Here is a 26,987-nt window from a genome sequence, read left to right as displayed (position 1 = left end):
TTGTTTTTTAGCGGACTGAGTAGATTTCCATCACCCACCCAGTTTTTCTTCAAACCTTAACAATCGCCCGGCGTTGCCCAGCACTAGCAGTGTGCTCAGATTGTGCAATAGGGCGGCAATTACGGCACCGGAGGCTCCCAGCCAGCCAAATGCGGCGGCGACGACAATCACCAGCGTCCAACCCAGCCCAATCAGCACGTTCATCTGTAAGGTGCGACGGCACAGGCGACTTAAGCGCACGCAGGTTCCAAGACGGCGTAAGTCCCCACCAATTAATACAATATCCGCTGATGCCATGGCGATATCCGAGCCACCTGCACCCATCGCAACGCCAACCACACCCGCTTTAATTGCAAGGGAATCATTGATCCCATCGCCAACTACCATTGGCCGGAAGCCATTGTCGATTTGCACACTGACCTGGTGGAGTTTGTCGGCGGGTAATGCCCCGGCTATAACGTCGTTAATCCCCACGTTCTTCGCGATGCGTTGTGCCACGGCTTCGCGGTCACCGGTCAGTAATAGTTGATGGTTAAGCCCAAGATCACGCAGCTCCGCCATTGCACTGGCCGCTTCGTCGCGTAGGCTATCGGCCAGTAAAATCCAGCCACGGAAACGCCCCCCTAGTACCAGCCCAACTATCGGCCCGTCGTGTGGCGGTTCTTCCGGTAAATCAGCGACCTGAGTTTTTAACAGCTCATGTCGGCCGAGATAAGCCTCGCCCGCTGCTGTAGTGGCAGAAATACCCAAACCCTGGTGTTCATGCACATTTTCAAGCTGCGGCCATGTGTTTTGCGGGGCAATATTGACCAGCGCCCGGCTGACCGGGTGGTTACTGGTGGCACCAAGGCTCGCAGCCAGTGCAGACAGAACTTCCGGCGATTCTCCCGCTTCAGGAATCAGTTCATGAAGTTGCAGCTTGCCGTGTGTGAGTGTGCCGGTTTTATCGATAATCACCGCATTCAGTTCGGCTAACTCTTCGAGGAAGGCCGCACCGCGAATCAAAATACCGTGACGTGCGGCAACGGTTAGCCCGGCAATAGATGTTGCAGGCGCGGAAAGCACTAGCGCACAAGGACAGGCGGCGACCAGTACCGCCAACATGGCCTGGTCGTTTTGCGTCAAAAACCATGTGCTGGCGGCAATCAATAAAACCAGCAGCAGATAACGCGCCGCGTGACGTTCAAGCAGACGGGTAATCGGCGGGCTGGCTTGCTCGGCACTTTGCATCAATGCCACCACTCGCCCGAGTGTTGAGGTTTCGCCGATGTGCGTCACTTCAATTCGCAGCCGCCCATCAAGATTGATTGCACCACCGTAAACATTCATGCCCGGTTTCACTTCCAGTGGAACTGATTCACCCGTGATCGGTGCGGTATCCAGGCTTGCCGTCCCTTCCAGTACACGCCCGTCAGCAGGTAACCGGTCGCCTGCACGCACTTCGACGATGTCACCAGCCACCAGTTCATGGTTGTCAATTTCATGCAGATTGCCGTCAGCATCAAAGCGACGCGCCCGGCTGTGGGTCAATTTGCTGAGCGCTTCAATCGCTTCTTGCGAACCAATCATACTGCGCTCTTCGAGGATATGGCCGACGATCATAATTAGCGGTAGCAATGCGGCAGTAAGCAAATCCCCGGTCGCCCACGAGCCAATTAGCGCTAGCGCAACCAGTTGATCGGTAATGCCATGCAAGCTCGGGTAACGCAGGCTGTAAAAGGCGTGGCGCAATACCGGAATGCCGACCATCAGCGATGCAGCACCCAGTAAGATATCGGCTACCGCAACTTGATCGGGTGCCAGACCACGCCATAGCAAACCAAGAATTAATGTGCCGCTGGCGATCAATGCCAGTATCAACTGGCGGGTAATCTGCCGTTGTTCCTGATGGCTCAGCGCGCCACCGGGGTTAACAGTGTGGGTACTCATGGTTTCGAAGGTTCCTTTTGCCCAGCAGCTTGCAGAATCAAATTCGCATCATCTTTTGGAGAGACGGTAATGACGGATTCAGCTTGCGCCAGAATCGCCGCAATGCGTTCGCGGTAAACTCGCGCTAATAAGTCGGGGTCGTGCGGGCTGTTGGCCAGACGATTCACCATTGCCGTGTCGGACTGAGCTTTCGCCACTCGTTCGCGGGCCTGTGCCTGAGCCGTCTGGCGTGTCTGGTCGGCAAGCTGGGTGGATTTTTGGCGAATTAAAGAGGCGTCGGTATTGGCGGTGGCTATTGCCTGTGACGCTTGCTGGCTGGCAGTTAATACCGCATTGAATGCGGTGACTGTGGTTTCCGGCAAAGTGGATTGCACAGTAACCCGCTCAAGCGTAATCCCCAGGTCACTGCCTGATTGTGCCAGGCGCTGCAAATTTTGCTCGACGTTGTGCTGAACATCGGCCCGCAGGCGTTCGCGTTGCTGGGCAACATTTAAATCGCCACTGACCATTTCCGGGCGGGCGACAAGAATAGTATCCAGATCGCGCGCGGCGCATACCGCAACGGCAGCACGCTCAACCAGTCGATCGAGAGCCGGAATCACATGTTCGCCCTGCAATACATACGCCATTGGCGCGACGACACGGTAAAACACGCTGATATCTAACTGCACCACGCCTGAGTCACCAGTAAGCAGATAGCCGGAACCCGCCAGTGCATCGCTGCTGTTATCGCCACGAGCATCTGCATGCAGCGCATCATTCGAGCGTAATAGCGCCGTAACGTGGTGTTCAATCACGCGGTCAGGTGCCGGAACCATCACCACATCGTTAATCGGCTTCGGCCAGGTGAGCAATAAACCCGATTCGGCAATTCGCTGCTGTGCACCGAAGTGCAGTACCACGGCGCGGCTGTCTGCGGGTATCTGGCGAATATTCGAAAACAACCACGACGCTGCTGCCAGCAGTGTCAGTGCATACAGTGCGTAAAAGGCGAGGCGTATTGACTGTGTCCACGGGCCCGCAGGTTTATTTTTGTGATGCTCACTCATGAGTTGTATCCAGCTTTGGCCCTTCTACCAGCAGACGGAACGGTGCGGCATCAGTGCGTAACACCAGACGGGTGCTGGAATTAACCACGCCGCTGAGCGCATCAAGCTGGCGTAACAGGCTGTATAGCTGAGGTGAACTGGCATAAGCCTTGCCATAAATTTCGGCGGCTTGCGCCTGAGACTGTGCTTCGATATCTGCAGCCTGAACCTGTGCTGTCGCCTCCACAATGCGAGCATCACGCTCTGCCGCCGAGCGAATTTCAGCCGCGGCGCGTTTGCCTTCAGCAGTGCGTTCAGTCGCAATGGTTTCACGCTCGGCACGCATCCTGTCGACTGTGGCGCTAAGCGTCACCGCGGGCAGGGTCAGGCGTTCGGTTCCAACCTGCACCAACCGAATACCATAGCTTTCCAATAATGGCTGGCTGATTTGCGCCTGCAGATGCGATTCAAACTGGTTTAACTGCACTTGTTTGCTGTCCGTATTGACCAGTTGAGAGAGCGTAAAGCCGCTCGCGGTGGTTTCGAGTGCCGAGCCGAGATAAGCACGAATTTGCCGTGCCGCTTCATCAGGCTGATTTTGTACCGCGCGCATAAAGCGCTGCACATGCTCAGGGGTACTATCAACCTGCCAGACCGCATATGACTGCACAATGATGCGCAGCCCGTCCCGCGTGCCCACATCCTGCAAGCCGCTCGAAGTCGTTCGCAGACGCAGATCGACGGTGGTGGACATTTCAAAAGGTGCGGGCAGGCGCCACGCAAGACCTGGATTGAGCAGTACGCGTACCGGATTACCGAACCGAGTAATAATCAGCGACTCACCAGAGCGAACCTGCACAAGGCTTGCGGCGGCGGCAAGAATGAGCACCAGTGCACCTGCGCCAGCAATGCGCTTCCAGGCTTTAGTTACAGGAGCGTCAGAATGGTGGCTGTGGTGGCAACCGCTACTGCAACCGTGATGATGTGAATGGCTCAACGGGAAGACTCCTGTGTCGGTTTGGAAGGTGCATCGTTGCGTGCTGCCTGGCTTAACGAGGGAAACTCGCGCAGGTCGATAGTGGGCTGCGAGGTTGCGCCAATACGGTGGTCGATAATTAACAACGGGCTTTTGCCTAAAGTCTGGTGCAACTGGCTAAACCATAATTCATCGACAAACACCTGGCCGGATTTCGCCACTGCTTGTTTCTGTGCGGCAAAACGCACAGCCGTTGACTGCGCTTTACTGGTCACATCGGTGGCGTTCATCTGTGCCTGGTTCTGGCGCGTGGTAGCTGTAGTTTGTGCGCTGGCGGCCAGCTCTGCTGCATGCCCACGTTCGCGAGACACGAGCGCTTGAGCTGCAATTTGCGCGGCCTGTACACCGTGGAAGGCATCAGCAGCGCCTGCTGGAGGGTGGATAGCTTCGACGACGGTCGAGAGCAGCTCGACACCGCTATGCAGACCATCGAGTTTTTGCTGCACTGCTTGATTAATCTGGCTTGCTAATTCGATGCGCTGTTCCCCTAAAACCTGCTCAAGAGTCAGCGAGGAAAACTGATGCACCAGAACCTGGTTTGCGGCGCTGCGAATCAACTCTGGCAAATTCACGCTGTTATAGGTTGCCGCCAGTGCTGCGTTATCGGTTAAGCCAACGCGCCACATAAAACGGACATCGCTATTAATGATTTGCAGACCTTGTTGGTTACCGCTTTGGCTGGCAATAATCTGTGCTTTATCAAAACTATGAATCGCATCCCACAGGCGATCGGCACTTTGCGGTGCATTCCCTTCGGCATTCGCCAGCGGCTCCGCAGGTGTATCGGCTTCTTCTCCAGCCGCTAACTCATGCACCTGGCCATTTTCCGCCAGTATCACCTGGCCAAAAGGCCAGGGCAGCCCGTAATGCAGGCCCGATGGCAACACGGCAACCGGTTTGCCAAAGCGTTCATAAATACCGCGTTGGGTTGGTGAAACTTGCTGCATCCCGGTCAACAGCCAGCCGCAAAACAACATGACTGCCAGCACAGGTAAAAACGCCCGACGCAATACCGTGAATGCCCAAAGCTGGCGTAAATCGATGCCAAAGTGGTGGTGCAGCTCGCGTTGTAAAAAAAGTAGTGGGCGTGGCGGCCAGACGAGTAGTGCTGCCAGTTGGCTTTGAGCAAGGAACTTGGGTTCGCAGCCTTCTTCACCCGGTGGAGTGAATAGTGAGAACAAGCCGCGCAGCAGAAACTCAATTGCTACCAACACCACAAGGATCGCAGGCAGATTGACCAACAATGAGAGGTTTGTAGTCGGGAATATCAGTGCGGGCAAAGAGAGCAATTGTACCGCGAGAGTTACACGTAATATCGGCGCAATGAATTTGGCTTCTGGCCAGGCTTCGTTTGAAGTGGCTGCCAGATGGCGCTCCGCAACCAGTGTGACAAACATCGCCAATGCAATAATCCCGACCGCCACCCAGCGCAGGTTGCCATCATCCAGCGAGACATAATTAGTTCCCCAGCCTGCCTGGGTGACGAATAACACGAATCCCGCCATCGAGGCCAACCAGACACCGTCACTCTTAAGTAACGCATTGATGCGTTCAAAGTTGATGGGAATGAGTGCGCCAAGCCGTTGATAAATTGTCGGGGGAGGTTCTGTTTCAGTAGGAGCCGTTTCGGATTTAAGCGCTGGTGAGAACTTTTCTGCCCGCCACTGGCAAATTCGCTGTGCATTGTAGATAGCGATAGCTAGCAAGGTGAGCACTGCGGCCTGGCTGCTTAATAAAGCCGTCCAGCGTGAAGATGACTCGATAATGCTGACAATCAGCGCCACCACAATCATCAAAAAAATTAGCGCGCTTAATCCGAAGACTAATCTTGCAGTCAGCTTCGCCTGCGATGACGCTAAAGAGTAACGAGCCTGAGAAGTTAACGGTGAAGGTTCCGTTGGTTCAGAAAATTGGGAGGGCTGCATGGAGTCATTATTGGAGTTTAAATGTTACCATATAACATATCACAGCCCTCATTTACCCGTAAACGAAACGAGGGTAACCGATTGTACAAATGCTTTAACTCTGTGGTGGTAAACAAACGCCAATACCACCAATACCACAGTAGCCGTATGGATTTTTGTGCAGATACTGCTGGTGGTCGTCCTCGGCATAATAGAACGGACCGGCGTTGGCAATTTCAGTCGTGATGTGTCGCTCGTCTCCGGAGAGCGTCATCGCCTCCCGGAAGCGTGCAAAACTTGCGCGGGCGGCGGCATCCTGTTCTGGCGTTAATGGGTAAATTGCGGAGCGATATTGTGTGCCAACGTCACCACCCTGGCGCATTCCCTGGGCTGGATCGTGATTTTCCCAGAACACTTGCAATAATTGTTCGTAACTCACCACTTGTGGGTCGTAAACCACGCGCACCGCTTCTGTGTGCCCGGTCATTCCGCTACACACTTCGCGATAGGTTGGGTTAGGCGTAAAGCCCCCGGCATAACCTGCGGCGGTGCTGTAAACCCCTGGAATTCTCCAGAACATTCTCTCGACACCCCAGAAACAACCCATTGCGAAATAAGCGATCTCCATCCCATCTGGTACATTTGTCATGGAATGCTCGTTTACCGCATGTAAAGTGGCGATTGGCATCGGGGTATTGCGACCAGGCAACGCTTCGGACTGCGTTACGGGATGGGTTTTCTCAAATAATTTCATCAGTCATGCTCTCCCGATGTTGGCTAAATTTAACAACAACCGCCATGCGGTTGTAACGAGGCGTGTTATTGCAGACAATAACTTCTCTGTATGAGACTACAGTACATATAAGAATTATTTGGGTTATTGTGCAGTTTTCAACCCCAATTGTTGTGGTTTTGTAACAAAGACGTTTCCTTCCAGGGGTGGGAACAAGGATATTCAGGAGAAAACGTGCCACGATTCCGTACTATTTGCTCGGCTTGCCTATGCCTGGTAAGCACGTGGGCCAGCGCTGCCAACGTGCGTTTACAGGTAGAAGGGCTAAGCGGTGAACTGCAAAAAAACGTTCGCGCTCAGCTTTCAACTATCCAGAGTGATGAAGTTACGCCAGACAGGCGTTTCCGTGCGCGTGTGGATGACGCTATCCGTAATGGATTGAAAGCGCTCGGCTATTATGAGCCAACCATTGATTTCGACCTGCGGCCACCACCAGCCAAAGGACGCCAGGTATTGATTGCCAAAGTCGATCCCGGCCCGCCAGTGCTGATTGGCGGCACCGACGTAATTCTCCGTGGCGGAGCGCGTGACGATAAAGACTACATCGCGTTGCTCGGTGAGCGCCCAAAGCCTGGCACTATCCTCAATCATCACGATTACGACAGTTTCAAAAAAGATCTTTCCAACATTGCGGTGCGAAAGGGCTATTTCGACAGTGAATTCCTCAAAAGCCAGCTAGGCGTTTCGCTTGAGCGCCGCCAGGCGTTCTGGGACATCGATTACAACAGCGGCGAGCGTTATCGTTTTGGGGCCGTGACTTTTGAAGGCTCACAAATACGCGAAGAGTACCTGCAAAATCTTGTGCCTTTTAAACAGGGTGATTACTACCAGTCGAAAGACCTGGCGGAGCTAAATCGCCGTTTATCCGCGACAGGTTGGTTTAATTCGGTGGTGGTTGCGCCGGAATTCGACAAGTCTCGCGAAACCAAAGTATTACCGTTGCATGGTGTTGTTTCACCGCGTACTGAGAACACCATCGAAACCGGTGTGGGTTATTCCACCGATGTTGGGCCGCGCGTAAAAGCGACGTGGAAAAAACCGTGGATGAACTCATACGGCCACAGCCTGACCAGCAGCATCAGCCTTTCCGCTCCAGAACAGATCGTTGATTTCAGCTACAAAATGCCCCTGCTTAAAAACCCGCTGGAACAATATTATTTGGTGCAGGGCGGCTTTAAAGCGACCGACCTGAACGATACCAAGTCCGACTCCAGCACCCTCGCGGTCTCACGATACTGGGATTTATCCAGCGGTTGGCAGCACGCCATTAACCTGCGCTGGAGCCTCGATCACTTTACCCAGGCAGACGTAACCAACACCACGATGCTGCTTTATCCGGGTTTGAGCCTTAACCGTACCCGTTCGCGCGGTGGTTTGATGCCAACCTGGGGCGATTCCCAACGTTATTCGATTGATATTTCAGACACGACATGGGGCTCGGACGTCGATTTCGGGGTATTCCAGGCGCAGCAAGTCTGGATTCGAACGTTGCAGGAAAAGCACCGTTTTGTGGTGCGCGGCAATGTGGGTTGGATTGAAACCAATAACTTCGACAAAGTGCCGCCAGACTTACGCTTCTTTGCCGGTGGTGACCGCAGTATTCGCGGCTATTCCTACAAATCCATCTCTCCTGAAAACGACAAAGGCGAACTGACCGGTGCGTCAAAAATGATTACCGGATCGCTGGAGTATCAATACAACGTTACCGGGAAATGGTGGGGGGCGGTGTTCGTCGATTCTGGCGAAGCGGTTAACGATATCAAACAGAGTAACTATAAAACGGGTGCAGGCTTTGGCGTGCGCTGGCAGTCACCGGTTGGGCCAATCAAACTCGATTTAGCGGTCCCGGTAGCTGATAAAGATGAGCATGGTTTACAGTTTTACATCGGTTTGGGGCCTGAACTATGAGTCGTTGGAAGAAAATAAGCCTCGCGGTGTTGGTTTTTGTGGTGCTGCTGATTGGCGCGGTGGGCTTCCTGGTGGGAACAACTACCGGTTTGCATGTCTTATTTAACGCCGCTAACCGCTGGGTGCCGGGGCTGGATATCGCCAGCGTCACGGGTGGCTGGCGCAATCTGACAATCAAAGGTTTGCGCTACCAACAACCTGGCGTTGATGTGAATGCCGGTGAAATTAATCTCGCGGTGAAACTGGGTTGCCTGCGTGATAGCAGCCTGTGCGTGAATAATCTCTCGCTTAAAGACATTGATGTCGTTATCGATAGCAAAAAAATGCCTCCGGCAGCGCCAGTTCAGGAAGAGGACACTGGCCCGCTCAATCTCACCACGCCGTATCCGATTACCCTAAGTCGCGTGGCGCTTAATAACGTCAATATCAAGATTGATAACACCACGGTTTCGGTGATGGAGTTTACCTCTGGTCTTAACTGGCAGGAGCGCAACCTGACGGTTACGCCGACCAATCTTGAAGGGTTGCTGATTGCGTTGCCGAAGGTAGTAAAAGTCGCGCAGGAACAGGTGGTTGAGCCGAAGATCCAGAACCCGCAGCCAGAAGAGTTGCCGCTGGGCGAAACGCTCAAACAATTGTTTGAAAAGCCGGTTTTGCCGGAAATGACCGATGTGCATTTGCCGCTGAACCTGAATATTCAGGAGTTCCGTGGGGCTAACTTACGCCTGACGGGCGACACCGATCTGTTGGTCAGCAGCCTGTTGCTAAAAGTCAGCAGCATCGACGGCTCTCTTAAGCTTGATGCGCTGGATGTTGATTCCTCGCAAGGGTTGGTCAACGCCACTGGTAGCGCGGAATTACGCGATAAATGGCCGGTCGACTTAACCTTAAACACCACGCTGAATATCGACCCAATCAAAGGCGAAAAGGTGAAGATGAAGATTGGTGGGGAGCTGCGGGATGTGCTGAAAGTGGGCATGAATCTCTCAGGCCCGGTTGATCTTGAGCTCACCGCGCAAACTCAGCTTGCTGAAGCAGGCTTGCCGCTCAATCTTGAAGTGGTCAGTAAGCAACTTTACTGGCCATTTACCGGGAAGAAAGAGTACCAGGCCGAAAACCTGAAACTGAAATTCAGCGGCAAAATGACCGACTATAAATTGTCGTTCCGTAGCGATGTGAAAGGCGAGCAAATTCCGCCAGCCACCATCACTCTGGATGCGGCAGGCAACGAGCAACAGCTTAATCTCGATAAGCTGCGAGTCGCTGCGTTGCAGGGCAACACTGACTTGAAAGCCGTGCTCGACTGGAGCAAAGCTATTAGCTGGCGCGGCGAGCTGAAACTCGACGATATCAATACGGCGAAGCAATTCCCGGACTGGCCTGCGAAACTCGACGGCCTGGTGAAAACCAGTGGCAGTTTGTATGGCGGCAGTTGGCAGGTAGATGTCTCCGAGCTAAAACTTGCCGGGAATGTCAAAAATAACAAACTAAACGTTACCGGAAAGCTCAACGGCAACAGTTACATGCAGTGGAAAACTCCTGGGTTGCATATCGAGCTGGGGCGTAACAGTGCTGATGTTAAAGGGGAGTTAGGGCCGAAAGATCTGGAGCTTGATGCCACCATCGATGCACCGAATCTCGACAATGCTTTACCGGGACTTGGCGGCACAGCGAAAGGCACGATTAAAGTGCGTGGCGATGTGAAAGCGCCGCAGCTGCTGGCAGACCTTACCGCAAATAACCTCCGCTGGCAGGAACTGTCGATTGCTCGAGTCTTGCTGAAAGGAGATGTGAAATCCACCGATCAAATCGCCGGGAATCTGGATCTGCGGGTTGAGCGTATTTCCCAGCCAGGTGTCGATCTCAGCCTGGTAACGCTTGACGCAACAGGCTCCGAAAAACAGCACCAGTTAAAACTGCGCATTCAGGGCGAGCCGGTTTCCGGGCAGCTTGATTTAAGCGGCAGCTTTGACCGTGCGGAAGAACGCTGGCGTGGCAATCTCAGCAATACGCGCTTTGAAACGCCGGTTGGTCCGTGGTCGCTGAACCGCGCTCTGGCACTCGATTACCGCAACAAAGAGCAGAAAATCAATATTGGCGCGCATTGCTGGACGAACCCGAATGCTGAACTTTGTGTGCCGCAGCCAATTGATGCCGGTGCAAAAGGCCGTGCGTTGGTCAATCTGAACCGCTTTGATTTAGCGATGCTCAAACCGTTTATGCCGGCTGATACACAAGCGGTGGGAGCATTTAGTGGCCGTGCGGATGTTAGCTGGGATGCGGAATCAGAAGGCTTGCCACAAGGTTCAGTTACGCTCACGGGTAACGGCGTGAAAGTCACGCAAATGGTGAACGACAGCCCGCTGCTGGTGGCGTTCGACACGCTTAATCTCAATGCCGAGCTTAAAAATAACCAGGCCAAACTAGGCTGGTTGATTCGCGTTGCTCAAAACGGCCAGTTCGATGGTCAGGTTCAAATTAGCGATCCACAAAACCGCCGCAACCTGGCGGGGAATGTGAATATGCGCAACTTTGATTTGGCGATCGCTAACTCCATATTCTCACGTGGAGAAAAAGCCGCCGGAAAGATTAACGCTAACTTACGTCTGGCGGGGAATTTAGAGCGTCCGCAAGTCTTCGGCCAGTTGCAAGTTAACGGCGTGGATATCGACGGCAACTTTATGCCGTTTGATATGCAGCCAAGTCAGTTGGCGATGAACTTTAACGGCATGAGCTCGACGCTTGCCGGAACGGTGCGTACGAAGCAGGGTGATATTGCTCTGAGTGGCGATGCTGACTGGACGCAAATAGACAACTGGCGCGCGCGCGTGGCAGCGAAAGGCAACAAGGTGCGTATTACGGTGCCGCCGATGGTACGCCTTGACGTGTCACCGGATGTTGAGTTTGTCGCGACTCCGAGCTTGTTCACGCTTGATGGGAGTGTAGACATCCCGTGGGCACGAATTGTGGTGCATGAAGTCCCGGAAAGCTCAGTGGGTGTGTCCAGTGATGAAGTGATGCTCGATAAAGACCTGAAGCCGATTAAACCGCAAACGGCAAGCATTCCTATCAACAGTAACCTGGTTATTCATGTTGGTAACAATGTACGCCTGGATGCGTTTGGTTTGAAAGCGCGTCTGAGTGGCGATTTAAAAATGGTGCAAGACCGTCAGGGTCTCGGCCTGAACGGGCAGATCAATATTCCTGAAGGGCGTTTCCATGCGTACGGACAGGATTTGATCGTACGTAAAGGCGAGCTGTTATTCTCTGGCCCGCCAGACCAGCCATTATTAAATATCGAAGCGATTCGTAACCCAGAAGCGACGGAAAACGACGTAATAGCCGGTGTTCGTGTCACGGGAACAGCAGATGAGCCGAAAGCTGAGATATTTTCTGATCCGGCCATGTCACAGCAAGAAGCCTTGTCCTACCTGCTTCGCGGGCAGGGTTTAGACAATTCTGGCGACGATGGTAACGCCATGACGTCAATGCTTGTTGGCTTGGGGGTTGCACAAAGTGGTCAGGTTGTGGGTAAAATCGGCGAGACGTTTGGCGTAAGCAATCTGGCGCTTGATACCGCAGGGGTGGGGGATTCCTCACAAGTGGTGGTCAGTGGCTATGTACTGCCAGGTCTCCAGGTTAAATATGGAGTGGGTATTTTTGACTCATTGGCGACACTAACACTGCGTTATCGCCTGATGCCTAAGCTGTATCTGGAAGCGGTGTCTGGTATCGATCAGGCACTTGATCTGCTTTATCAGTTTGAGTTTTAGCTATGCGAATTTTTGTTTACGGCAGTTTACGACGCAAGCAAGGTAACAGCCACTGGATGACCAACGCCCAGTGGCTTGGGGATCATCATGTTGAAAATTACGCTTTATACAGCCTTGGCCATTATCCGGGGGTAGTGCCGGGTGAGGGGTCTGTGGTGGGTGAAGTGTATCGCATTGATGCTTCTACACTCTCTGAGCTTGACGCTTTGCGCACTAAAGGTGGCGAGTATAAACGTCAGCTAATTCAGACTCCTTACGGCAGCGCATGGATGTATGTGTACCAGCGTTCGGTGGAGGGGTTAACCCGCATCGAAAGCGGAGATTGGCTGGATAAAGATAGCGAGTAGTTCATTCCCAAACGGCCACTCATCTGAGTGGCCGTTTCACTTTTGCAGACGCATAAAAAAACACCGCCATCTGGCGGTGTTTTCACAAGCATTAAGCGAGGGTAAGAATTACTTCTTAGCGCGCTCGAAGGAAGCAACGATTTCAGCTTTAGCTGCTGCTGCATTGTCCCAGCCTTCAACTTTAACCCATTTGCCTTTCTCGAGAGCTTTGTACTGCTCAAAGAAGTGGGAGATCTGCGCTTTCAGCAGTTCTGGCAGGTCGTTCACATCTTTAATGTGATCGTATTCTTTGCTCAGTTTGGTGTGCGGAACTGCAACCAGCTTGGCATCTTCGCCAGCTTCGTCAGTCATTTTCAACACGCCAACTGGACGGCAACGAATAACAGAACCTGGTTGCAGTGGGTATGGAGTTGGGACCAGAACGTCAACCGGGTCACCGTCTAAAGACAGGGTGTGGTTGATGTAACCGTAGTTGCACGGGTAGAACATTGCGGTAGACATGAAACGGTCAACGAACAGCGCGCCGGTGTCTTTATCAACTTCATATTTGATAGGATCAGCGTTTGCTGGGATTTCGATAACAACGTAGATGTCTTCTGGCAGATCAATACCCGCAGGGACGTTGAGTAAGCTCATGTCTTTTTCCTTTAAACTGGTGTCATTCAAGTGCCGCGTATTATAGCTAACTCGATTTAAATGTCTTCGCCTCTTTTTGCCTTCATTTCTCACCTGCTGCCGTTTCCAGAACCTTCCGACAACGGGAAAATCCATAAACATAGCCGTATTCTTTATAAATTTTTGTAAGCGGTTACAAGGATATGCGCGACTTGTTGGAATTGTGATGTAACTCATTCTGTTACACCACACGTCGTCTATAGTTTTTTCGACGCCCAGATTTTAACCAACAATAACCCTACGAGGATGTCCCTATGTGGAAGCGCTTACTTTTGGTCTCTGCAGTCTCCGCAGCCATGTCGTCTATGGCGATAGCTGCTCCGTTAACGGTCGGATTTTCGCAGGTAGGTTCTGAATCCGGCTGGCGAGCAGCAGAAACATCGGTTGCGAAGAGTGAAGCTGAGAAACGCGGCATCACGCTGAAAATCGCAGACGGCCAACAAAAACAAGAAAACCAGATTAAAGCCGTACGTTCATTTATCGCCCAGGGCGTAGACGCAATCTTCATTGCGCCAATCGTCGCCACGGGTTGGGAGCCAGTATTACAAGAAGCAAAAGAGGCCAAAATCCCGGTATTCCTGCTCGACCGTAATATCGATGTGAAAGATAAATCGCTGTATATGACCGTTGTTACCGCCAACAACGTGCTGGAAGGCCAGTTGATTGGTGAATGGCTGCTTAAAGAGTTGAACGGTAAGCAATGTAACGTGGTTGAGCTGCAAGGCACCGTGGGCGCGAGTGTGGCAATCGATCGTAAGAAAGGTTTTGCGGACGCCATTTCTAAAGCGTCTAACGTGAAAATCATTCGTTCTCAATCTGGCGACTTTACCCGCAGTAAAGGTAAAGAGGTTATGGAGAGCTTCATCAAAGCCGAGAATAACGGCAAAAACATCTGCATGGTTTACGCGCATAACGATGACATGGTGATCGGTGCGATTCAGGCCATCAAAGAAGCGGGCCTGAAACCAGGCAAAGACATTCTGACCGGTTCAATCGACGGGGTGCCGGATATCTATAAAGCAATGATCGACGGCGAAGCGAACGCAAGCGTTGAGCTGACGCCAAACATGGCAGGCCCTGCGTTCGATGCGCTCGAGAAATTCAAAAAAGACGGCACCATGCCGGAAAAAGTGACCATCACCAAATCAACGCTGTACCTCCCGGATACCGCGAAAGAAGAGCTCGAGAAGAAGAAATCGATGGGCTACTGATGAGTTATGCCCCTCCCGAAACGGAGGGGCTGTTTTATGTAGGGCGGATAAGCGTAGCGTCATCCGCCATTAAGGCACGGGCCTGGTCGAGGGCGCTGCGCTTATCTCACCCTACAGTTGTGCGTTGGCAGGAGTGCGTTCATGAACACAAACAACAATCAGGAAATTCTGCGCACGGAAGGCTTAACCAAACATTTCCCCGGCGTCAAAGCGCTCGACAAAGTGGACTTCAGCCTTAATCGGGGTGAAATCATGGCGTTACTGGGTGAAAACGGAGCAGGGAAATCCACGCTTATCAAAGCGCTAACCGGCGTTTATCAGCGCGATAGCGGCAATATTTATCTCGAAGGTGAATTGATCTCACCGAGAAACACCGCTCATGCTCAACAGCTTGGCATTGGCACCGTCTACCAGGAAGTGAATTTGCTGCCGAATATGTCGGTGGCGGATAACCTGTTTATCGGCCGCGAGCCGCGTCGCTTTGGGTTTATACAACGCAAAGAGATGGAAAAACGCGCCACCCTCCTGATGGAGTCCTATGGATTCTCGCTGGATGTCGCCGAGCCGCTTAACCGCTACTCCGTCGCGATGCAGCAAATCGTTGCCATTTGCCGGGCCATCGATCTATCGGCCAAAGTGCTGATCCTTGATGAACCGACCGCCAGCCTCGACACCAAAGAAGTTGAAATGCTGTTCACCCTGATGCGCCAGCTGCGTGACCAGGGCGTCAGCTTGATCTTCGTCACTCACTTCCTCGATCAGGTTTACGAAGTCACCGATCGTATTACCGTTCTGCGCAATGGATCGTTTGTGGGCACGCGAAATACAAAAGATCTGCCGCAGATAGATCTGGTAAAAATGATGCTGGGGCGCGAGCTGGAAACCAATGCGCTCAACCGTGCGGGCCGTACTTTACTGAGCGATAAACCGGTCGCCGCATTTAAAGATTTCGGTAAGAAAGGGGTGATCAACCCGTTCAATCTGGAGGTCCGTCCGGGTGAGATCGTTGGTCTGGCGGGGTTATTAGGATCCGGGCGCACCGAAACCGCCGAAGTCATTTTTGGGATCAAACCCGCAGATCAGGGCAACGCATGGATCAAAGGCAAGCCGCAATCACTTCGATCGCCGCATAAAGCTTCGTCTCTCGGGATTGGTTTTTGCCCGGAAGATCGCAAAACTGACGGCATTATTGCCGCCGCTTCGGTGCGTGAAAATATCATTCTGGCGTTACAGGCCCAACGCGGCTGGCTGCGCCCCATCCCTAAGCGTGAACAGTATCAAATAGCGGAACGGTTTATTCGCCAGTTGGGTATTCGTACGCCCGGCCCCGATCAACCGATCGAATTTCTTTCCGGTGGTAATCAGCAAAAAGTGTTGCTCTCACGCTGGCTGCTGACCAAACCGCAGTTCCTGATCCTCGACGAACCGACTCGTGGGATCGACGTTGGTGCACACGCCGAAATTATCCGTTTGATCGAAACGCTGTGTGCCGATGGCCTGGCGCTATTGGTTATCTCCTCTGAACTCGAAGAACTGGTGGGCTATGCGGATCGCGTGATCATCATGCGTGACAGGCAGCAAGTGGCCCAGATCCCGCTCGACGAGCTTTCCGTATCGGCAATTATGAATGCCATTGCGGCATAAGGAGTAAAACGTGATGTCTCGTTCATTGCCGCAAACGGATGCCGAAAAGCCGAAGCGAAGTTTTCGCTGGCCGCCGGGTATTCCGCAGTTAGTTGCTCTGGTGCTGGTGCTACTGGTTGATAGCCTGGTCGCTAACCATTTCTTTGATATCGTGGTGCAAAATGGGCGGCTGTTCGGCAGCCCGATAGACATTCTTAACCGTGCGGCACCGGTCGCATTACTTGCCATTGGCATGACGCTGGTGATCGCCACCGGCGGTATCGATCTTTCCGTTGGGGCGGTGATGGCGATTGCTGGTGCGACGGCTGCGACGTTAACTGTCGACGGGCACAGCCTGACGGTAGTGATTCTGGCATCCCTCGGCGTTGGTGTTCTGGCGGGGTTGTGGAACGGCATTCTGGTGGCCATCCTGAAAATCCAACCGTTTGTTGCCACGCTGATTTTAATGGTGGCCGGGCGCGGTGTGGCTCAACTTATCACCGCCGGACAAATCGTTACTTTTGATTCACCAAACCTCTCGTTTCTGGGCAGCGGTTCGCTGTTCTTCTTCCCGACACCCGTGATTATTGTGCTGGCAACGCTGCTGGTCTTCTGGCTGTTTACCCGTAAAACGGCGCTGGGACTGTTTATCGAATCGGTTGGGATTAACATTCGCGCAGCGAAAAACGCCGGGGTAAATACGCGTATCGTCGTGATGCTGACTTACGTGTTGAGTGGCCTGTGCGCCGCTATCGCCGGGATTATCGTCACCGCCGATATTCGCGGTGCTGATGCCAACAACGCCGGATTGTGGCTGGAGCTGGACGCTATTCTTGCGGTAGTCATCGGTGGCGGTTCGTTGATGGGCGGGCGTTTTAACATCGCGCTTTCGGTGATTGGTGCGCTGATTATTCAGGGCATGAACACCGGCATTCTGCTTTCTGGTTTCCCGCCTGAGCTTAACCAGGTGGTGAAAGCGGTGGTGGTGATGTGCGTGCTGGTTGTTCAGTCGCCACGTTTTATTGCTTTGCTCAAAGGACTCCGTCGCCATGATCAAACGTAACTTGCCGTTGATGATTACCCTGGCGGTGTTTGTGCTGGGGTATCTGTATTGCCTGACGCAATTCCCCGGTTTTGCCTCAACTCGGGTAATCTGCAATATTCTGACCGATAACGCATTTCTGGGAATTATTGCCGTCGGCATGACCTTTGTGATCCTCTCGGGCGGCATCGATCTTTCTGTCGGTTCGGTGATCGCTTTTACCGGCGTGTTCCTCGCCAAAGCGATTGGCTTCTGGGGTTTGTCGCCGCTGGTGGCCTTCCCGCTGGTGCTGCTGATGGGCTGCGCGTTCGGTGCGTTTATGGGGCTGCTTATCGACGCGCTGAAAATCCCAGCCTTTATTATCACGCTTGCCGGGATGTTCTTCCTGCGTGGGGTCAGTTATCTGGTTTCGGAAGAGTCGATTCCGATTGATCACCCGATTTATGACACCCTTTCAAACCTTGCCTGGCGTATTCCCGGCGGTGGGCGTTTGAGTGCCATGGGCCTGCTGATGCTGGCCGTGGTGGTGATTGGCATTTTCCTTGCGCACCGTACCCGTTTTGGTAACCAGGTTTATGCGATTGGTGGCAACGCGACTTCGGCAAACCTGATGGGGATTTCCACGCGCAGCACCACGATTCGTATTTATATGCTCTCTACCGGGCTGGCGACTTTGGCAGGAATCGTCTTTTCACTCTATACCTCTGCGGGTTACGCGCTGGCTGGAATGGGTGTTGAGCTGGATGCGATTGCCTCCGTGGTTATCGGCGGCACGTTGTTAAGCGGTGGCGTGGGAACGGTGCTCGGCACGCTGTTTGGTGTGGCTATCCAGGGGCTAATTCAGACCTATATCAACTTCGATGGCACGCTCAGTTCGTGGTGGACGAAAATCGCCATCGGCATTTTGCTGTTTATTTTCATTGCCCTACAGCGCGGCCTGACGGTGCTGTGGGAAAACCGCCAAAGCTCGCCAGTGAAGCGCATTAACGTAACGCCAGGTCAAAGCTGAACCGCTTTGCCTAATGTTTACCCGGTGATGGTCGATAACACTTCAATCGTTTCTATCGTTCTGTCACCGGGAAAAGAGCATGTTGAGAAATTTGTCTATTCGCACGGGGCTGCTGACATTGCTGGCAGTCATGACCTTCCTGTTGTTATTTGTCAGCGGCATGGGCATTTTTGCTCTGCAACAAAGCTCAACCTCACTCCAGAATATCAATCGCCTACAGGGCGAGCAGATGGTGCGCTTGTCTGATGGCTATGTTTCGTTGTTACGCGCGCGTAACGGTGCAGGGCAGGCGGTTCGCCAGATGGAAATTGGCCTACTGGAAGATGCCACCAAATCCACCGATTACGTTGCCAGTGATGTGACGGCGGCTCAACAGCAGCTAAAAGAGTTTATCGACAGCGGTGTGAGCGACGAAGAGGGCAATCGCCTGATTCAAAACTTATCGCAGAGTTATGCGGACTACCTCGCAAAAGGCATCAATCCGATGCTTGCAGCGCTCACCAAACAAAGCCCCGATGATTACTACGACCTGCTGGAAAAGACGCTGATTCCGCTGTCGCAAAAGTTTGATACCGATGTCGAGATTTTCAAACAGTGGGGCGAGGCGCGCGGCAACAGCGAAGTTGAAGCGGTGCAATTGCATAAGAAAATCGTCCTTACGCTAATTATTATTGCCGCACTGCTCACCGCCGGGATTATCGTGCTGGTATGGCTGGCGCTCCGCCATTTACTGCTCAAGCCGTTGAATCAGTCGATTGAGCAACTGGAGTTTGTCGCCAAAGGTGATTTAACCCAGACGTTGCCACCAGCTGGCAATAACGAATTTGGCCGCCTGGCGACGGCAATTACCATCATGCGAGATTCCTTGATGGAATCGGTAAGCCGCGTGCGCGATGCCAGCTCGCAAATTGATACCGGCAGCCGCGAACTGGCGGCTGGCAACCAGAATCTCGCTCAACGTACTGAATCCACGGCGACTTCTCTGGAGCAAACCGCTGCCAGCATGGAGCAGATTACCGCGACGGTGAAACAGAACGCCGACAACGCCGAGCAGGCGCATAAACTGGCGAAAGACGTTTCTGATACCGCCGACCGTGGCAGCGAAATGGTGTGTTATGTGATTGAGAAAATGCGTGATATCTCCAGTAGTTCTGACCGTATTGCAGACATCCTGAGCGTTATCGACGGCATCGCCTTCCAGACCAATATCCTGGCGCTGAACGCCTCTGTAGAAGCGGCGCGTGCTGGTGAACAAGGGCGCGGGTTTGCGGTAGTGGCGGGCGAAGTTCGTACTCTGGCAAGCCGCAGTGCTGATGCAGCAAAAGAGATCCGCACGCTGATTTCGGACTCGCAAAATCATGTTGGCGAAGGTCGTGAACTGGCGCAACAAGCCGGGGAAACGATGGATGAAATCGCTGAAGAGGTGATGCGCATGACCAGATTGGTCAGTGAAATTGCTAATGCGTCAAACGAGCAAAGCTATGGTATCGAGCAGGTGAATATCGCGGTGAGCCAGATGGATGAGGCAGCGCAGCAAAATGCGGCATTGGTTCAGGAATCAACAGCGGCTACGCGTTCACTTGAGGAGCAGTCGCAGCATTTAGTTGCGGCGATGGCGACGTTTCGTTGTTAATTCACGAGCCCTCACCCTAACCCTCTCCTGGGGGAGAGGGACGGGGTGAGGGGAGATATTAAAACGAATTAAGCGTCCGGATACTCACGGATAAAGCGTTCTACATCATCGACCATATGTTCGTTACCGACGAAGAACGGACGGCGCTGGTGCAGGGTTTCCGGGATGATATCCAGAATACGTTCTTTGCCATCACTCGCTTTACCGCCAGCCTGTTCTGCAAGGAACGCCATCGGGTTGCCTTCATACAGCAAACGCAGCTTCCCTTGTGGGTGGCTTGCGGTGCTTGGGTAGAGATAAATCCCACCTTTCAGCAGATTGCGGTGGAAGTCGGCAACCAGAGAACCGATATAACGTGAGGTGTACGGGCGCTGGGTGTTGGAATCTTCTTCCTGGCAGAACTTAATGTACTTTTTCACACCCTGCGGGAAACGGATGTAGTTCCCTTCGTTGATGGAATAGGTGCTGCCAATTTCCGGGAAGCGCATACGCTCCTGGCACAGGCAGAACACGCCAAGGGAAGGATCGTAGGTGAAGGCATGAACGCCACAACCGGTGGTATAAACCAGCATGGTTGAAGAGCCGTAAACCACATAACCCGCCGCGACCTGACGGTTGCCGGGCTGGAGGAAATCGGCTTCGGTGACAGGAGTGCCTACCGGTGTAATACGGCGATAGATGGAGAAAATGGTACCAACTGATACGTTCACGTCGATGTTTGATGAACCATCAAGTGGGTCCATCAGTACAACATACTTGGCATGTTCCGCGCCTTCGAAAACAACGATGTCATCTTCTTCTTCGGAAGCAACACCGGCCACAATCCCTCGGGCTTTCAGTGCTGCTTTCAGTTTTTCGTTTGCGAACAGGTCAAGTTTTTGCTGCACTTCGCCCTGAACGTTTTCAGCTCCGCTGGCACCCAGAATATCAACCAGACCTGCTTTGTTGATATCACGGTGGATGATTTTTGCGCCGAGCTTTATTGCCGACAACAAGGCAGTCAGTTCACCGGTTGCGTGCGAGAACTCGTGCTGCTTTTCGACAATAAATTCACCTAACGTTTTCATAACACTTTCCCTGCTTCTGTTAATTAAATGAAACGACTGCAACAATCCTAACAAAGATTCAAATAGTAGCGTACAGGTGAATCGCGCCAGCAAAATACGGAATTAACTTAAATGCGATTTGCCAGCATCCAACATACGGTTAGAATGTGCGCCAAATAATAAAAGGATAGTTTTATGCGTATTCATATTTTGGGTATTTGCGGCACGTTCATGGGCGGCCTTGCTATGCTGGCTCGTTCACTCGGCCATCAGGTTACGGGCTCGGATGCCAATGTGTACCCTCCAATGAGCACTCTGCTTGAAGAGCAGGGTATTGAATTAATTCAAGGTTACGACCCAAGCCAACTCGATCCACAGCCGGATCTGGTGATCATCGGCAACGCAATGACGCGTGGAAATCCGTGCGTTGAAGCGGTGCTTGAGAAAAGTATTCCTTACATGTCTGGCCCACAGTGGCTGCACGATTTTGTGCTGCGCGACCGTTGGGTGCTGGCTGTGGCGGGGACTCACGGTAAAACTACCACCGCAGGTATGGCAACGTGGATTCTGGAAGCCTGTGGCTACAAGCCTGGCTTTGTGATCGGCGGCGTACCGGGTAATTTCGATGTTTCTGCACGCTTGGGCGATAGCCCATTCTTTGTGATTGAAGCTGACGAATACGACTGTGCGTTCTTCGATAAGCGTTCCAAATTCGTGCATTACTGCCCGCGTACGTTGATCCTCAATAACCTTGAGTTTGATCACGCCGACATCTTTGACGATCTGAAAGCGATTCAGAAACAGTTCCACCATCTGGTGCGTATTGTGCCGGGGCAGGGGAAAATCATCTGGCCTGAGAACGACACCAACATTAAGCAGACGCTGGCAATGGGTTGCTGGAGCGAGCAAGAGCTGGTGGGCGAGCAAGGCCACTGGCAGGCGAAGAAGCTTAATCCTGATGCATCCAACTGGGAAGTGTACCTGGATGGCGAGCGTGTCGGAGAAGTTCACTGGCAGCTAGTTGGCGAACACAACATGCATAACGGGCTGATGGCGATTGCCGCGGCACGCCATGTGGGTGTTACCCCGGCAGATGCTGCGAAAGCCCTGGATAGCTTCATCAATGCCCGTCGTCGCCTTGAATTACGTGGTGAAGCGCATGGCGTGACGGTATATGACGACTTTGCTCACCATCCTACGGCGATTCTGGCAACACTTTCGGCGTTGCGTAGCAAAGTTGGCGGCACCGCACGTATTCTCGCGGTGCTTGAGCCACGCTCTAACACCATGAAAATGGGCCTGAGCAAAGATGATCTGGCACCTTCTTTAGGTCGTGCTGACGAAGTCTTCTTACTTCAGCCTCCGCATATTCCATGGCAAGTGGTTGAAGTGGCAGAAGCCTGTATTCAGCCTGCTCACTGGAGTGCAGATGTCGACACTTTGGCGGATATGGTGGTGAAAACGGCTCAACCTGGCGACCATATTCTGGTGATGAGCAACGGTGGTTTCGGTGGTATTCACCAGAAGCTGCTGGATGCACTGGCTAAAAAATCAGAAAACCAGTAATCGTACTCCCCTACCATGCCAGCTCGGCTATCGGGCTGGCATTTTCTGGCCTACCAATATGCTCACAGTTAAACGTATTACCTCTCCTGATGGTCCGTGGTTTTCGCCCGTGGATGCGTTATATGAAAGCGCTTTTCCATGGCATGAGAAACGTGAACCCGAAGCTAAGGTGAGTGCGCTCAGTAGTCCAAACTACACTTTGCAAGCCTGGTTTGATGGTGAGCAGTTTATTGGCATGATTGCGTCATGGAGTTTTGGTGATTACACCTACATTGAGCATCTGGCGGTAAACGGGGAATTACGGGCACAAGGATATGGCAAAAGAATGTTGAGTCAGTTTCTGCAAATGCAGCCGCTGACCATTCTGGAGATCGATCCGTTAACGACTGATATTGCCCAGAAACGCCTGCGATTTTATCAAAAGCTCGGCTTCCATGAGAATGGATTTAATCATTATCATCCGACTTACCACATTGATATATCAGATCATGAGCTGATTGTTTTGAGCTACCCGCATGCGATTAGCAGCGATCAATATCAGCGATTTAATACGGATTTATCCAGTGTGGTAATGGGGCGGGATTAATATGCCAGGCACTAATAAAAATGCCCGCAAATTTGCGGGCATTTTTTTAGGCCTGGGTTTCAGCCAGTTCGCGCAGATATGAGAAAATCTGGCGATAAGATTTTGGCGGCTTATTTGCTGCCTTTTCTTTTTGTGCGTTACGAATCAGTACACGTAATTGCTGGCGGTCAGCTTCTGGGTAAAGTCTTAACACTTCACTCATTGCATCATCGCCTTCCTCAACCAAACGATCGCGCAGTGCTTCCAGTTTATGGAACAGTGCGACTTGTTGGTTGTGACGGTTTTTCAGTTTATCGAGTGCTACGCGGATAGGGTCCATGTCGCGCGAACGCATCATTTTGCCAATTAACTGAACCTGACGGCGACGGCCTTCTTTTTTGATTTTCTGAGCCAAATCAATAGCGGCACGCAAATCTTCATCAAGAGGGATTTTGTCGAGCGCATTTTTGCCCAACTCCATCAGTTCCATACCCAGGCGTTTTAACTCCTCGGCATCACGTTTAATTTCGCTTTTACTGACCCAGATAATCTCATCATCTTCGTCTTCATTTTCGTTATCTGGTACGTCGTCGAGCCAGTCATCGGGCTGCTTAGTCATATTAGGCTCCTTAAAAAAAGTGGCTAATTCTACCAGTAAAGCCTGTTCACTGCGAAATTGTTCTGTTCTGGGTTAGACTTAATTCACTCACCTTACATTATGGCAGTAGCGATGAAAGTAAACACGCAAGTAGCACAACAACGTCAGGTTCTGGAACAAGCGGTATCTCAGGCGCTGGAACTGGCTTCCGCTCAGTCCGATGGCGCAGAAGTTGCCGTCAGTAAAACCACTGGTATCAGCGTAAGTACCCGATACGGTGAGGTGGAAAACGTCGAATTTAACAGCGATGGTGCGTTAGGCATCACCGTTTATCATCAAAACCGTAAAGGTAGCGCATCCACAACAGACCTTAGCCCGGATGCCGTAGCGCGCACCGTGCAGGCGGCGCTGGATATCGCCCGTTACACCTCACCAGACCCGTTTGCGGGTGTGGCAGATAAAGAGTTACTGGCTTATGAAGCGCCAGACCTGGACCTTTTCCACCCAACGGAAATGGACGCTGACCGCGCGATTGAACTGGCTGCTCGCGCTGAAAATGCGTCATTGAACGTCGATAAGCGCATCAATAATACTGAAGGCGGCAGTTTTAACAGCCACTACGGCATTAAAGTATTCGGTAACAGCAACGGTATGCTGCAAAGCTACTGTTCAACGCGCCATTCGCTTTCCAGCTGTGTTATTGCAGAAGTTAATGGTGAGATGGAGCGTGATTACGCCTACACCATTGGCCGTGCGATGGAAGATCTCGACAGCCCAGAATCAGTGGGTATCGAATGTGCTCGCCGTACGCTTGCGCGCCTGTCTCCTCGCAAACTGTCTACCATGAAAGCGCCGGTTATTTTTGCCGCTGAAGCGGCAACGGGCCTGTTCGGGCATTTAGTGGGCGCGATTGCGGGCGGCTCGGTTTACCGTAAATCCACGTTCCTGCTGGATTCTCTTGGCAAACAAATCCTGCCGGAATGGCTGACCATTGAAGAGCATCCACATTTGCTCAAAGGCCTGGCATCTACACCATTTGATAGCGAAGGGGTTCGCACAGAACGCCGCGACATTATCAAAGACGGTGTCCTGCAACAGTGGCTGTTGACCAACTATTCCGCGCGCAAACTGGGTCTGAAAAGCACCGGTCATGCGGGTGGTATCCACAACTGGCGTATCGAAGGGCGAGGCCTGGATTTCGCGGGTATGCTTAAAGAGATGGGCACCGGGCTGGTGGTGACCGAGCTGATGGGTCAGGGCGTAAGCGGCATTACTGGCGACTACTCTCGCGGCGCGTCCGGTTTCTGGGTCGAAAACGGCGAAATTCAATATCCAGTAAGCGAAATTACTATCGCTGGAAACTTGAAAGATATGTGGCGTGAAATGGTCACAATTGGTAGTGATATTGAGAAGCGCAGTAATATTCAATGTGGTTCAGTGTTACTGCCGGAGATGAAAATCGCCGGTCAGTAGTTAACCGTAACAGGCGCGTCCTGCCGCGCCTTTCTAATAAAAAAGGTGAGTCAATGCGTAAGCAATTAATTGCAATGTTGGCAGTATCGTCCGTGTTATTTACTGGCGCTGTAATGGCGAAAGATGTTGGCGATGATATGGATACCATCGCTGAAAACTACAAAACCGTGTTGAAGACCGATAACGCGGCAGAGTTAAAAACCTCGCTAAACAACATGCGAACCGCAGCGCTGGATGCGCAAAAGGGCACACCACCAAAACTCGAGAACAAAGCGGCAGATAGTGCCGAGATGAAGGATTATCGCCACGGTTTGGATTTACTGGTTGGACAGATTGACGGTGCGCTGAAACTTGCCAACGAAGGCAAAGTAAAAGAAGCGCAGGCAGCAGCAGAAGAATTTAAAACCACTCGCAATGCCTACCATAAAAAATACCGCTAAGCTCATACTGGCCCCTAACCCCTAAGGGGCCGGAACATATCTGTTTATCTTATAAGGACATCTGATTTATGAAACCGATTCAAACCTTCATTAAAGGTGCTGCTACTGTTTCCCTACTGGCATTCAGTATCATGTCCGCTAATGCAACCGTCCTGCCTGTAGCAGGTGATTTCCAGGCCGATCATTTTTCCGCGAAAGTTGTTTCTGTTGATCAAAAAAATCATGTTGTGGTGCTGGAAGGGGAAGCAGGGAATAAAGTCTCTCTCAACGTTCCAGAAGAAGCCGGCACGCTGGCGAATATCAAAGCGGGCGATACCGTTGATACTACCGTAACGCGTTCCGTTGCTATTGCTTTTGATACCAACGTTGATAAAGCCGCACCTACGGCTTCAACCACCAAAGGGATGGAAAAAGCGACCAGTGGTTCACCTGAGCACGAAGCCTTCCGCCAGGTTAACGTTCAGCTGAAAATTAAACACATCGATCTGAAAAAGAATGAAATCACATTTGTCGGACCAAAAGGTCAGGAAAAAACGGTAACCGTTGAAGACCCTAAAGTTCAGGCAAAATTGAAAGATCTGAAAGTGAACCAAAGCGTGCGCGTGACTTACACCGACTCAATCAAAATCACTGCCCACCCGGCTAAATCATAATAGCTGATGCTTTAAACTCCTCTTTCTGCATCGTGGGAAGAGGAGAGTTTTTTCAGTCAAAGGTGAAACGCCACCCGCTTTCCGTTAGGGAGAGTGATATCAATACTCAGTTCCCCACCCAGCGCTGTCACATAACGTTTAAGAGTTGATAACCGTGGGTCATTGCCGGTTTTCTCAATTTTTGCGAGCGTTGGTTGTGATACACCAATGGTTCGGGCCAATTCAGTCTGTGAAATATTGAGCTCTTCACGCAACTGGCTGAGTATTAATTCCTGGCGTAAAACTTCGATTTTTTTAGCAATACGCTGTTGGCTTTCAGGGCTTTGTTGTGACAGCAACTCTTTGTAAGTAGACATATTACCTCTCCAGTTTTGCCAAGTGATTACGATACTCTGATTCAGCCCGCAGAATCATACTGCGATAAAATTGCTGCCCGTTTTTCCCGGTTTTATCACCAGCACATAAAATGATGGCCTGGCGTTGTGGATCAAAAGCGAAAAAGGCACGTATCGGGTTTCCGGCATGCTGAATACGAAGTTCTTTCATGTTGGGAAATACGCTGCCTTTTAAGGTATCGACATACGGCCGACCCAAATGCGGACCAAACTCTTCAAGGAACCCCATCATCGCAAGGACATTTTCTCTGAGCATTTCGTTTTGCGCTAAAAACCATTGATCAAAAACTTCCGTTGTCAGAACGTTCCACATCACTTTATCCCATAGCCAGAAGGCTAT

The 26,987-nt window shown here is 52.0% G+C and carries 23 protein-coding genes; 13 read left to right on the top strand and 10 right to left on the bottom strand.

Translation table 11 applies throughout. The annotated features are described in order from the left end of the window. Positions 1-30 precede the first annotated feature (30 nt). The 5 genes from LVQ77_RS13450 to msrA all read right to left on the bottom strand — a co-directional run bounded on the left by LVQ77_RS13450 (position 31) and on the right by msrA (position 6,651). Positions 31-1,929 carry a heavy metal translocating P-type ATPase gene (locus LVQ77_RS13450; RefSeq protein ID WP_232904667.1) on the bottom strand — a complete coding sequence of 633 codons (1,899 nt, stop codon included), beginning with the start codon at positions 1,927-1,929 and terminating at the stop codon, positions 31-33. Next, on the bottom strand, positions 1,926-2,978 hold the full coding sequence (locus tag LVQ77_RS13445; RefSeq protein WP_232904666.1) for an SPFH domain-containing protein: 1,053 nt from the start codon (positions 2,976-2,978) through the stop codon (positions 1,926-1,928). The genes LVQ77_RS13450 and LVQ77_RS13445 overlap by 4 nt, the downstream gene beginning before the upstream one ends. After that, positions 2,971-3,954, bottom strand: coding sequence for a protease modulator HflC (hflC, locus tag LVQ77_RS13440; protein ID WP_232904665.1), 984 nt, complete (start codon positions 3,952-3,954; stop codon positions 2,971-2,973). The genes LVQ77_RS13445 and hflC overlap by 8 nt, the downstream gene beginning before the upstream one ends. Beyond that, positions 3,951-5,918, bottom strand: a complete 1,968-nt coding sequence (hflK, locus tag LVQ77_RS13435; RefSeq protein ID WP_232904664.1) for a protease modulator HflK — start codon at positions 5,916-5,918, stop codon at positions 3,951-3,953. Before hflK ends, hflC begins: the two co-directional genes overlap by 4 nt. 94 nt (positions 5,919-6,012) lie before the next feature. After that, a complete protein-coding gene (gene msrA, locus LVQ77_RS13430; RefSeq protein ID WP_232904663.1) occupies positions 6,013-6,651 on the bottom strand; it encodes a peptide-methionine (S)-S-oxide reductase MsrA in 639 nt (212 codons plus the stop codon). A 213-nt stretch (positions 6,652-6,864) separates the two neighbouring features. On the opposite strand from msrA, the gene tamA reads away from it, so the two are divergent. The 3 genes from tamA to LVQ77_RS13415 are packed head-to-tail and all read left to right on the top strand — an operon-like array spanning position 6,865 to position 12,718. Beyond that, positions 6,865-8,598 carry an autotransporter assembly complex protein TamA gene (tamA, locus tag LVQ77_RS13425; RefSeq protein WP_232865668.1) on the top strand — a complete coding sequence of 578 codons (1,734 nt, stop codon included), beginning with the start codon at positions 6,865-6,867 and terminating at the stop codon, positions 8,596-8,598. Next, the gene (tamB, locus tag LVQ77_RS13420; protein WP_232904662.1) at positions 8,595-12,371 is read left to right on the top strand and encodes an autotransporter assembly complex protein TamB; all 3,777 of its coding nucleotides are present in this window, start codon (positions 8,595-8,597) and stop codon (positions 12,369-12,371) included. Before tamA ends, tamB begins: the two co-directional genes overlap by 4 nt. 2 nt (positions 12,372-12,373) lie before the next feature. Continuing rightward, on the top strand, positions 12,374-12,718 hold the full coding sequence (locus LVQ77_RS13415; RefSeq protein WP_151994040.1) for a gamma-glutamylcyclotransferase family protein: 345 nt from the start codon (positions 12,374-12,376) through the stop codon (positions 12,716-12,718). Positions 12,719-12,826: 108 nt separating this feature from the next. Here LVQ77_RS13415 and ppa read toward each other — a convergent pair whose 3' ends face one another. Continuing rightward, positions 12,827-13,354: an inorganic diphosphatase gene (gene ppa / locus LVQ77_RS13410; protein WP_064515779.1), complete on the bottom strand. Its 528-nt coding sequence runs from the start codon at positions 13,352-13,354 to the stop codon at positions 12,827-12,829. Positions 13,355-13,647: 293 nt separating this feature from the next. Here ppa and ytfQ point away from each other — a divergent pair, with 293 nt between their 5' ends. The 5 genes from ytfQ (at position 13,648) to LVQ77_RS13385 (ending at position 19,911) form a co-directional block, all read left to right on the top strand. Beyond that, positions 13,648-14,604, top strand: a complete 957-nt coding sequence (gene ytfQ / locus LVQ77_RS13405) for a galactofuranose ABC transporter, galactofuranose-binding protein YtfQ (RefSeq protein WP_064515782.1) — start codon at positions 13,648-13,650, stop codon at positions 14,602-14,604. Positions 14,605-14,745: 141 nt separating this feature from the next. Next, positions 14,746-16,248, top strand: a complete 1,503-nt coding sequence (ytfR, locus tag LVQ77_RS13400) for a galactofuranose ABC transporter, ATP-binding protein YtfR (RefSeq protein WP_232865666.1) — start codon at positions 14,746-14,748, stop codon at positions 16,246-16,248. A gap of 10 nt (positions 16,249-16,258) precedes the next feature. Then, positions 16,259-17,290, top strand: coding sequence for a galactofuranose ABC transporter, ATP-binding protein YtfT (gene ytfT / locus LVQ77_RS13395; protein WP_232904661.1), 1,032 nt, complete (start codon positions 16,259-16,261; stop codon positions 17,288-17,290). Next, positions 17,277-18,278: a galactofuranose ABC transporter, permease protein YjfF gene (gene yjfF, locus LVQ77_RS13390; protein WP_034492890.1), complete on the top strand. Its 1,002-nt coding sequence runs from the start codon at positions 17,277-17,279 to the stop codon at positions 18,276-18,278. The genes ytfT and yjfF overlap by 14 nt, the downstream gene beginning before the upstream one ends. 79 nt (positions 18,279-18,357) lie before the next feature. After that, the gene (locus LVQ77_RS13385) at positions 18,358-19,911 is read left to right on the top strand and encodes a methyl-accepting chemotaxis protein (protein WP_232904660.1); all 1,554 of its coding nucleotides are present in this window, start codon (positions 18,358-18,360) and stop codon (positions 19,909-19,911) included. Between the two features lie 68 nt (positions 19,912-19,979). Here the strand turns inward: LVQ77_RS13385 and fbp are convergent, their stop codons facing one another. Then, entirely contained in the window at positions 19,980-20,978 is a 999-nt protein-coding gene (fbp, locus tag LVQ77_RS13380) for a class 1 fructose-bisphosphatase (RefSeq protein ID WP_034492895.1), read from the bottom strand. Positions 20,979-21,152: 174 nt separating this feature from the next. Here fbp and mpl point away from each other — a divergent pair, with 174 nt between their 5' ends. Both mpl and LVQ77_RS13370 read left to right on the top strand, forming a co-directional pair. Then, complete coding sequence (gene mpl / locus LVQ77_RS13375; protein WP_232865663.1) at positions 21,153-22,523, top strand: UDP-N-acetylmuramate:L-alanyl-gamma-D-glutamyl-meso-diaminopimelate ligase; 1,371 nt, start codon at positions 21,153-21,155, stop codon at positions 22,521-22,523. A 58-nt stretch (positions 22,524-22,581) separates the two neighbouring features. Beyond that, positions 22,582-23,109 (top strand): GNAT family N-acetyltransferase, encoded by a 528-nt coding sequence (locus tag LVQ77_RS13370; RefSeq protein WP_232904766.1) that lies wholly within the window; start codon positions 22,582-22,584, stop codon positions 23,107-23,109. Between the two features lie 46 nt (positions 23,110-23,155). On the opposite strand, the gene yjgA is transcribed toward LVQ77_RS13370, so the two are convergent. Beyond that, on the bottom strand, positions 23,156-23,707 hold the full coding sequence (yjgA, locus tag LVQ77_RS13365; protein WP_064515802.1) for a ribosome biogenesis factor YjgA: 552 nt from the start codon (positions 23,705-23,707) through the stop codon (positions 23,156-23,158). Positions 23,708-23,806: 99 nt separating this feature from the next. Between yjgA and pmbA the strand changes: the two genes are divergently transcribed. The 3 genes from pmbA (at position 23,807) to LVQ77_RS13350 (ending at position 26,252) form a co-directional block, all read left to right on the top strand. After that, positions 23,807-25,159: a metalloprotease PmbA gene (pmbA, locus tag LVQ77_RS13360; RefSeq protein ID WP_151994033.1), complete on the top strand. Its 1,353-nt coding sequence runs from the start codon at positions 23,807-23,809 to the stop codon at positions 25,157-25,159. A gap of 53 nt (positions 25,160-25,212) precedes the next feature. Then, positions 25,213-25,599 (top strand): cytochrome b562, encoded by a 387-nt coding sequence (cybC, locus tag LVQ77_RS13355; RefSeq protein WP_034461367.1) that lies wholly within the window; start codon positions 25,213-25,215, stop codon positions 25,597-25,599. 68 nt (positions 25,600-25,667) lie between these two features. Continuing rightward, positions 25,668-26,252, top strand: coding sequence for a hypothetical protein (locus LVQ77_RS13350; RefSeq protein WP_232865661.1), 585 nt, complete (start codon positions 25,668-25,670; stop codon positions 26,250-26,252). A 56-nt stretch (positions 26,253-26,308) separates the two neighbouring features. Here LVQ77_RS13350 and LVQ77_RS13345 read toward each other — a convergent pair whose 3' ends face one another. Continuing rightward, positions 26,309-26,608: a helix-turn-helix domain-containing protein gene (locus LVQ77_RS13345; RefSeq protein WP_151994030.1), complete on the bottom strand. Its 300-nt coding sequence runs from the start codon at positions 26,606-26,608 to the stop codon at positions 26,309-26,311. Between the two features lies 1 nt (position 26,609). Next, complete coding sequence (locus LVQ77_RS13340) at positions 26,610-26,960, bottom strand: type II toxin-antitoxin system RelE/ParE family toxin (protein WP_232904659.1); 351 nt, start codon at positions 26,958-26,960, stop codon at positions 26,610-26,612. Between the last annotated feature and the right edge of the window lie 27 nt (positions 26,961-26,987).

Origin of the sequence: Buttiauxella cochleicola (assembly GCF_021282435.1) — a bacterium.
In the GTDB taxonomy this organism is placed as follows: Bacteria; Pseudomonadota; Gammaproteobacteria; order Enterobacterales; family Enterobacteriaceae; genus Buttiauxella; species Buttiauxella massiliensis.
This window is presented reverse-complemented; position numbering and strand designations above follow the sequence as displayed.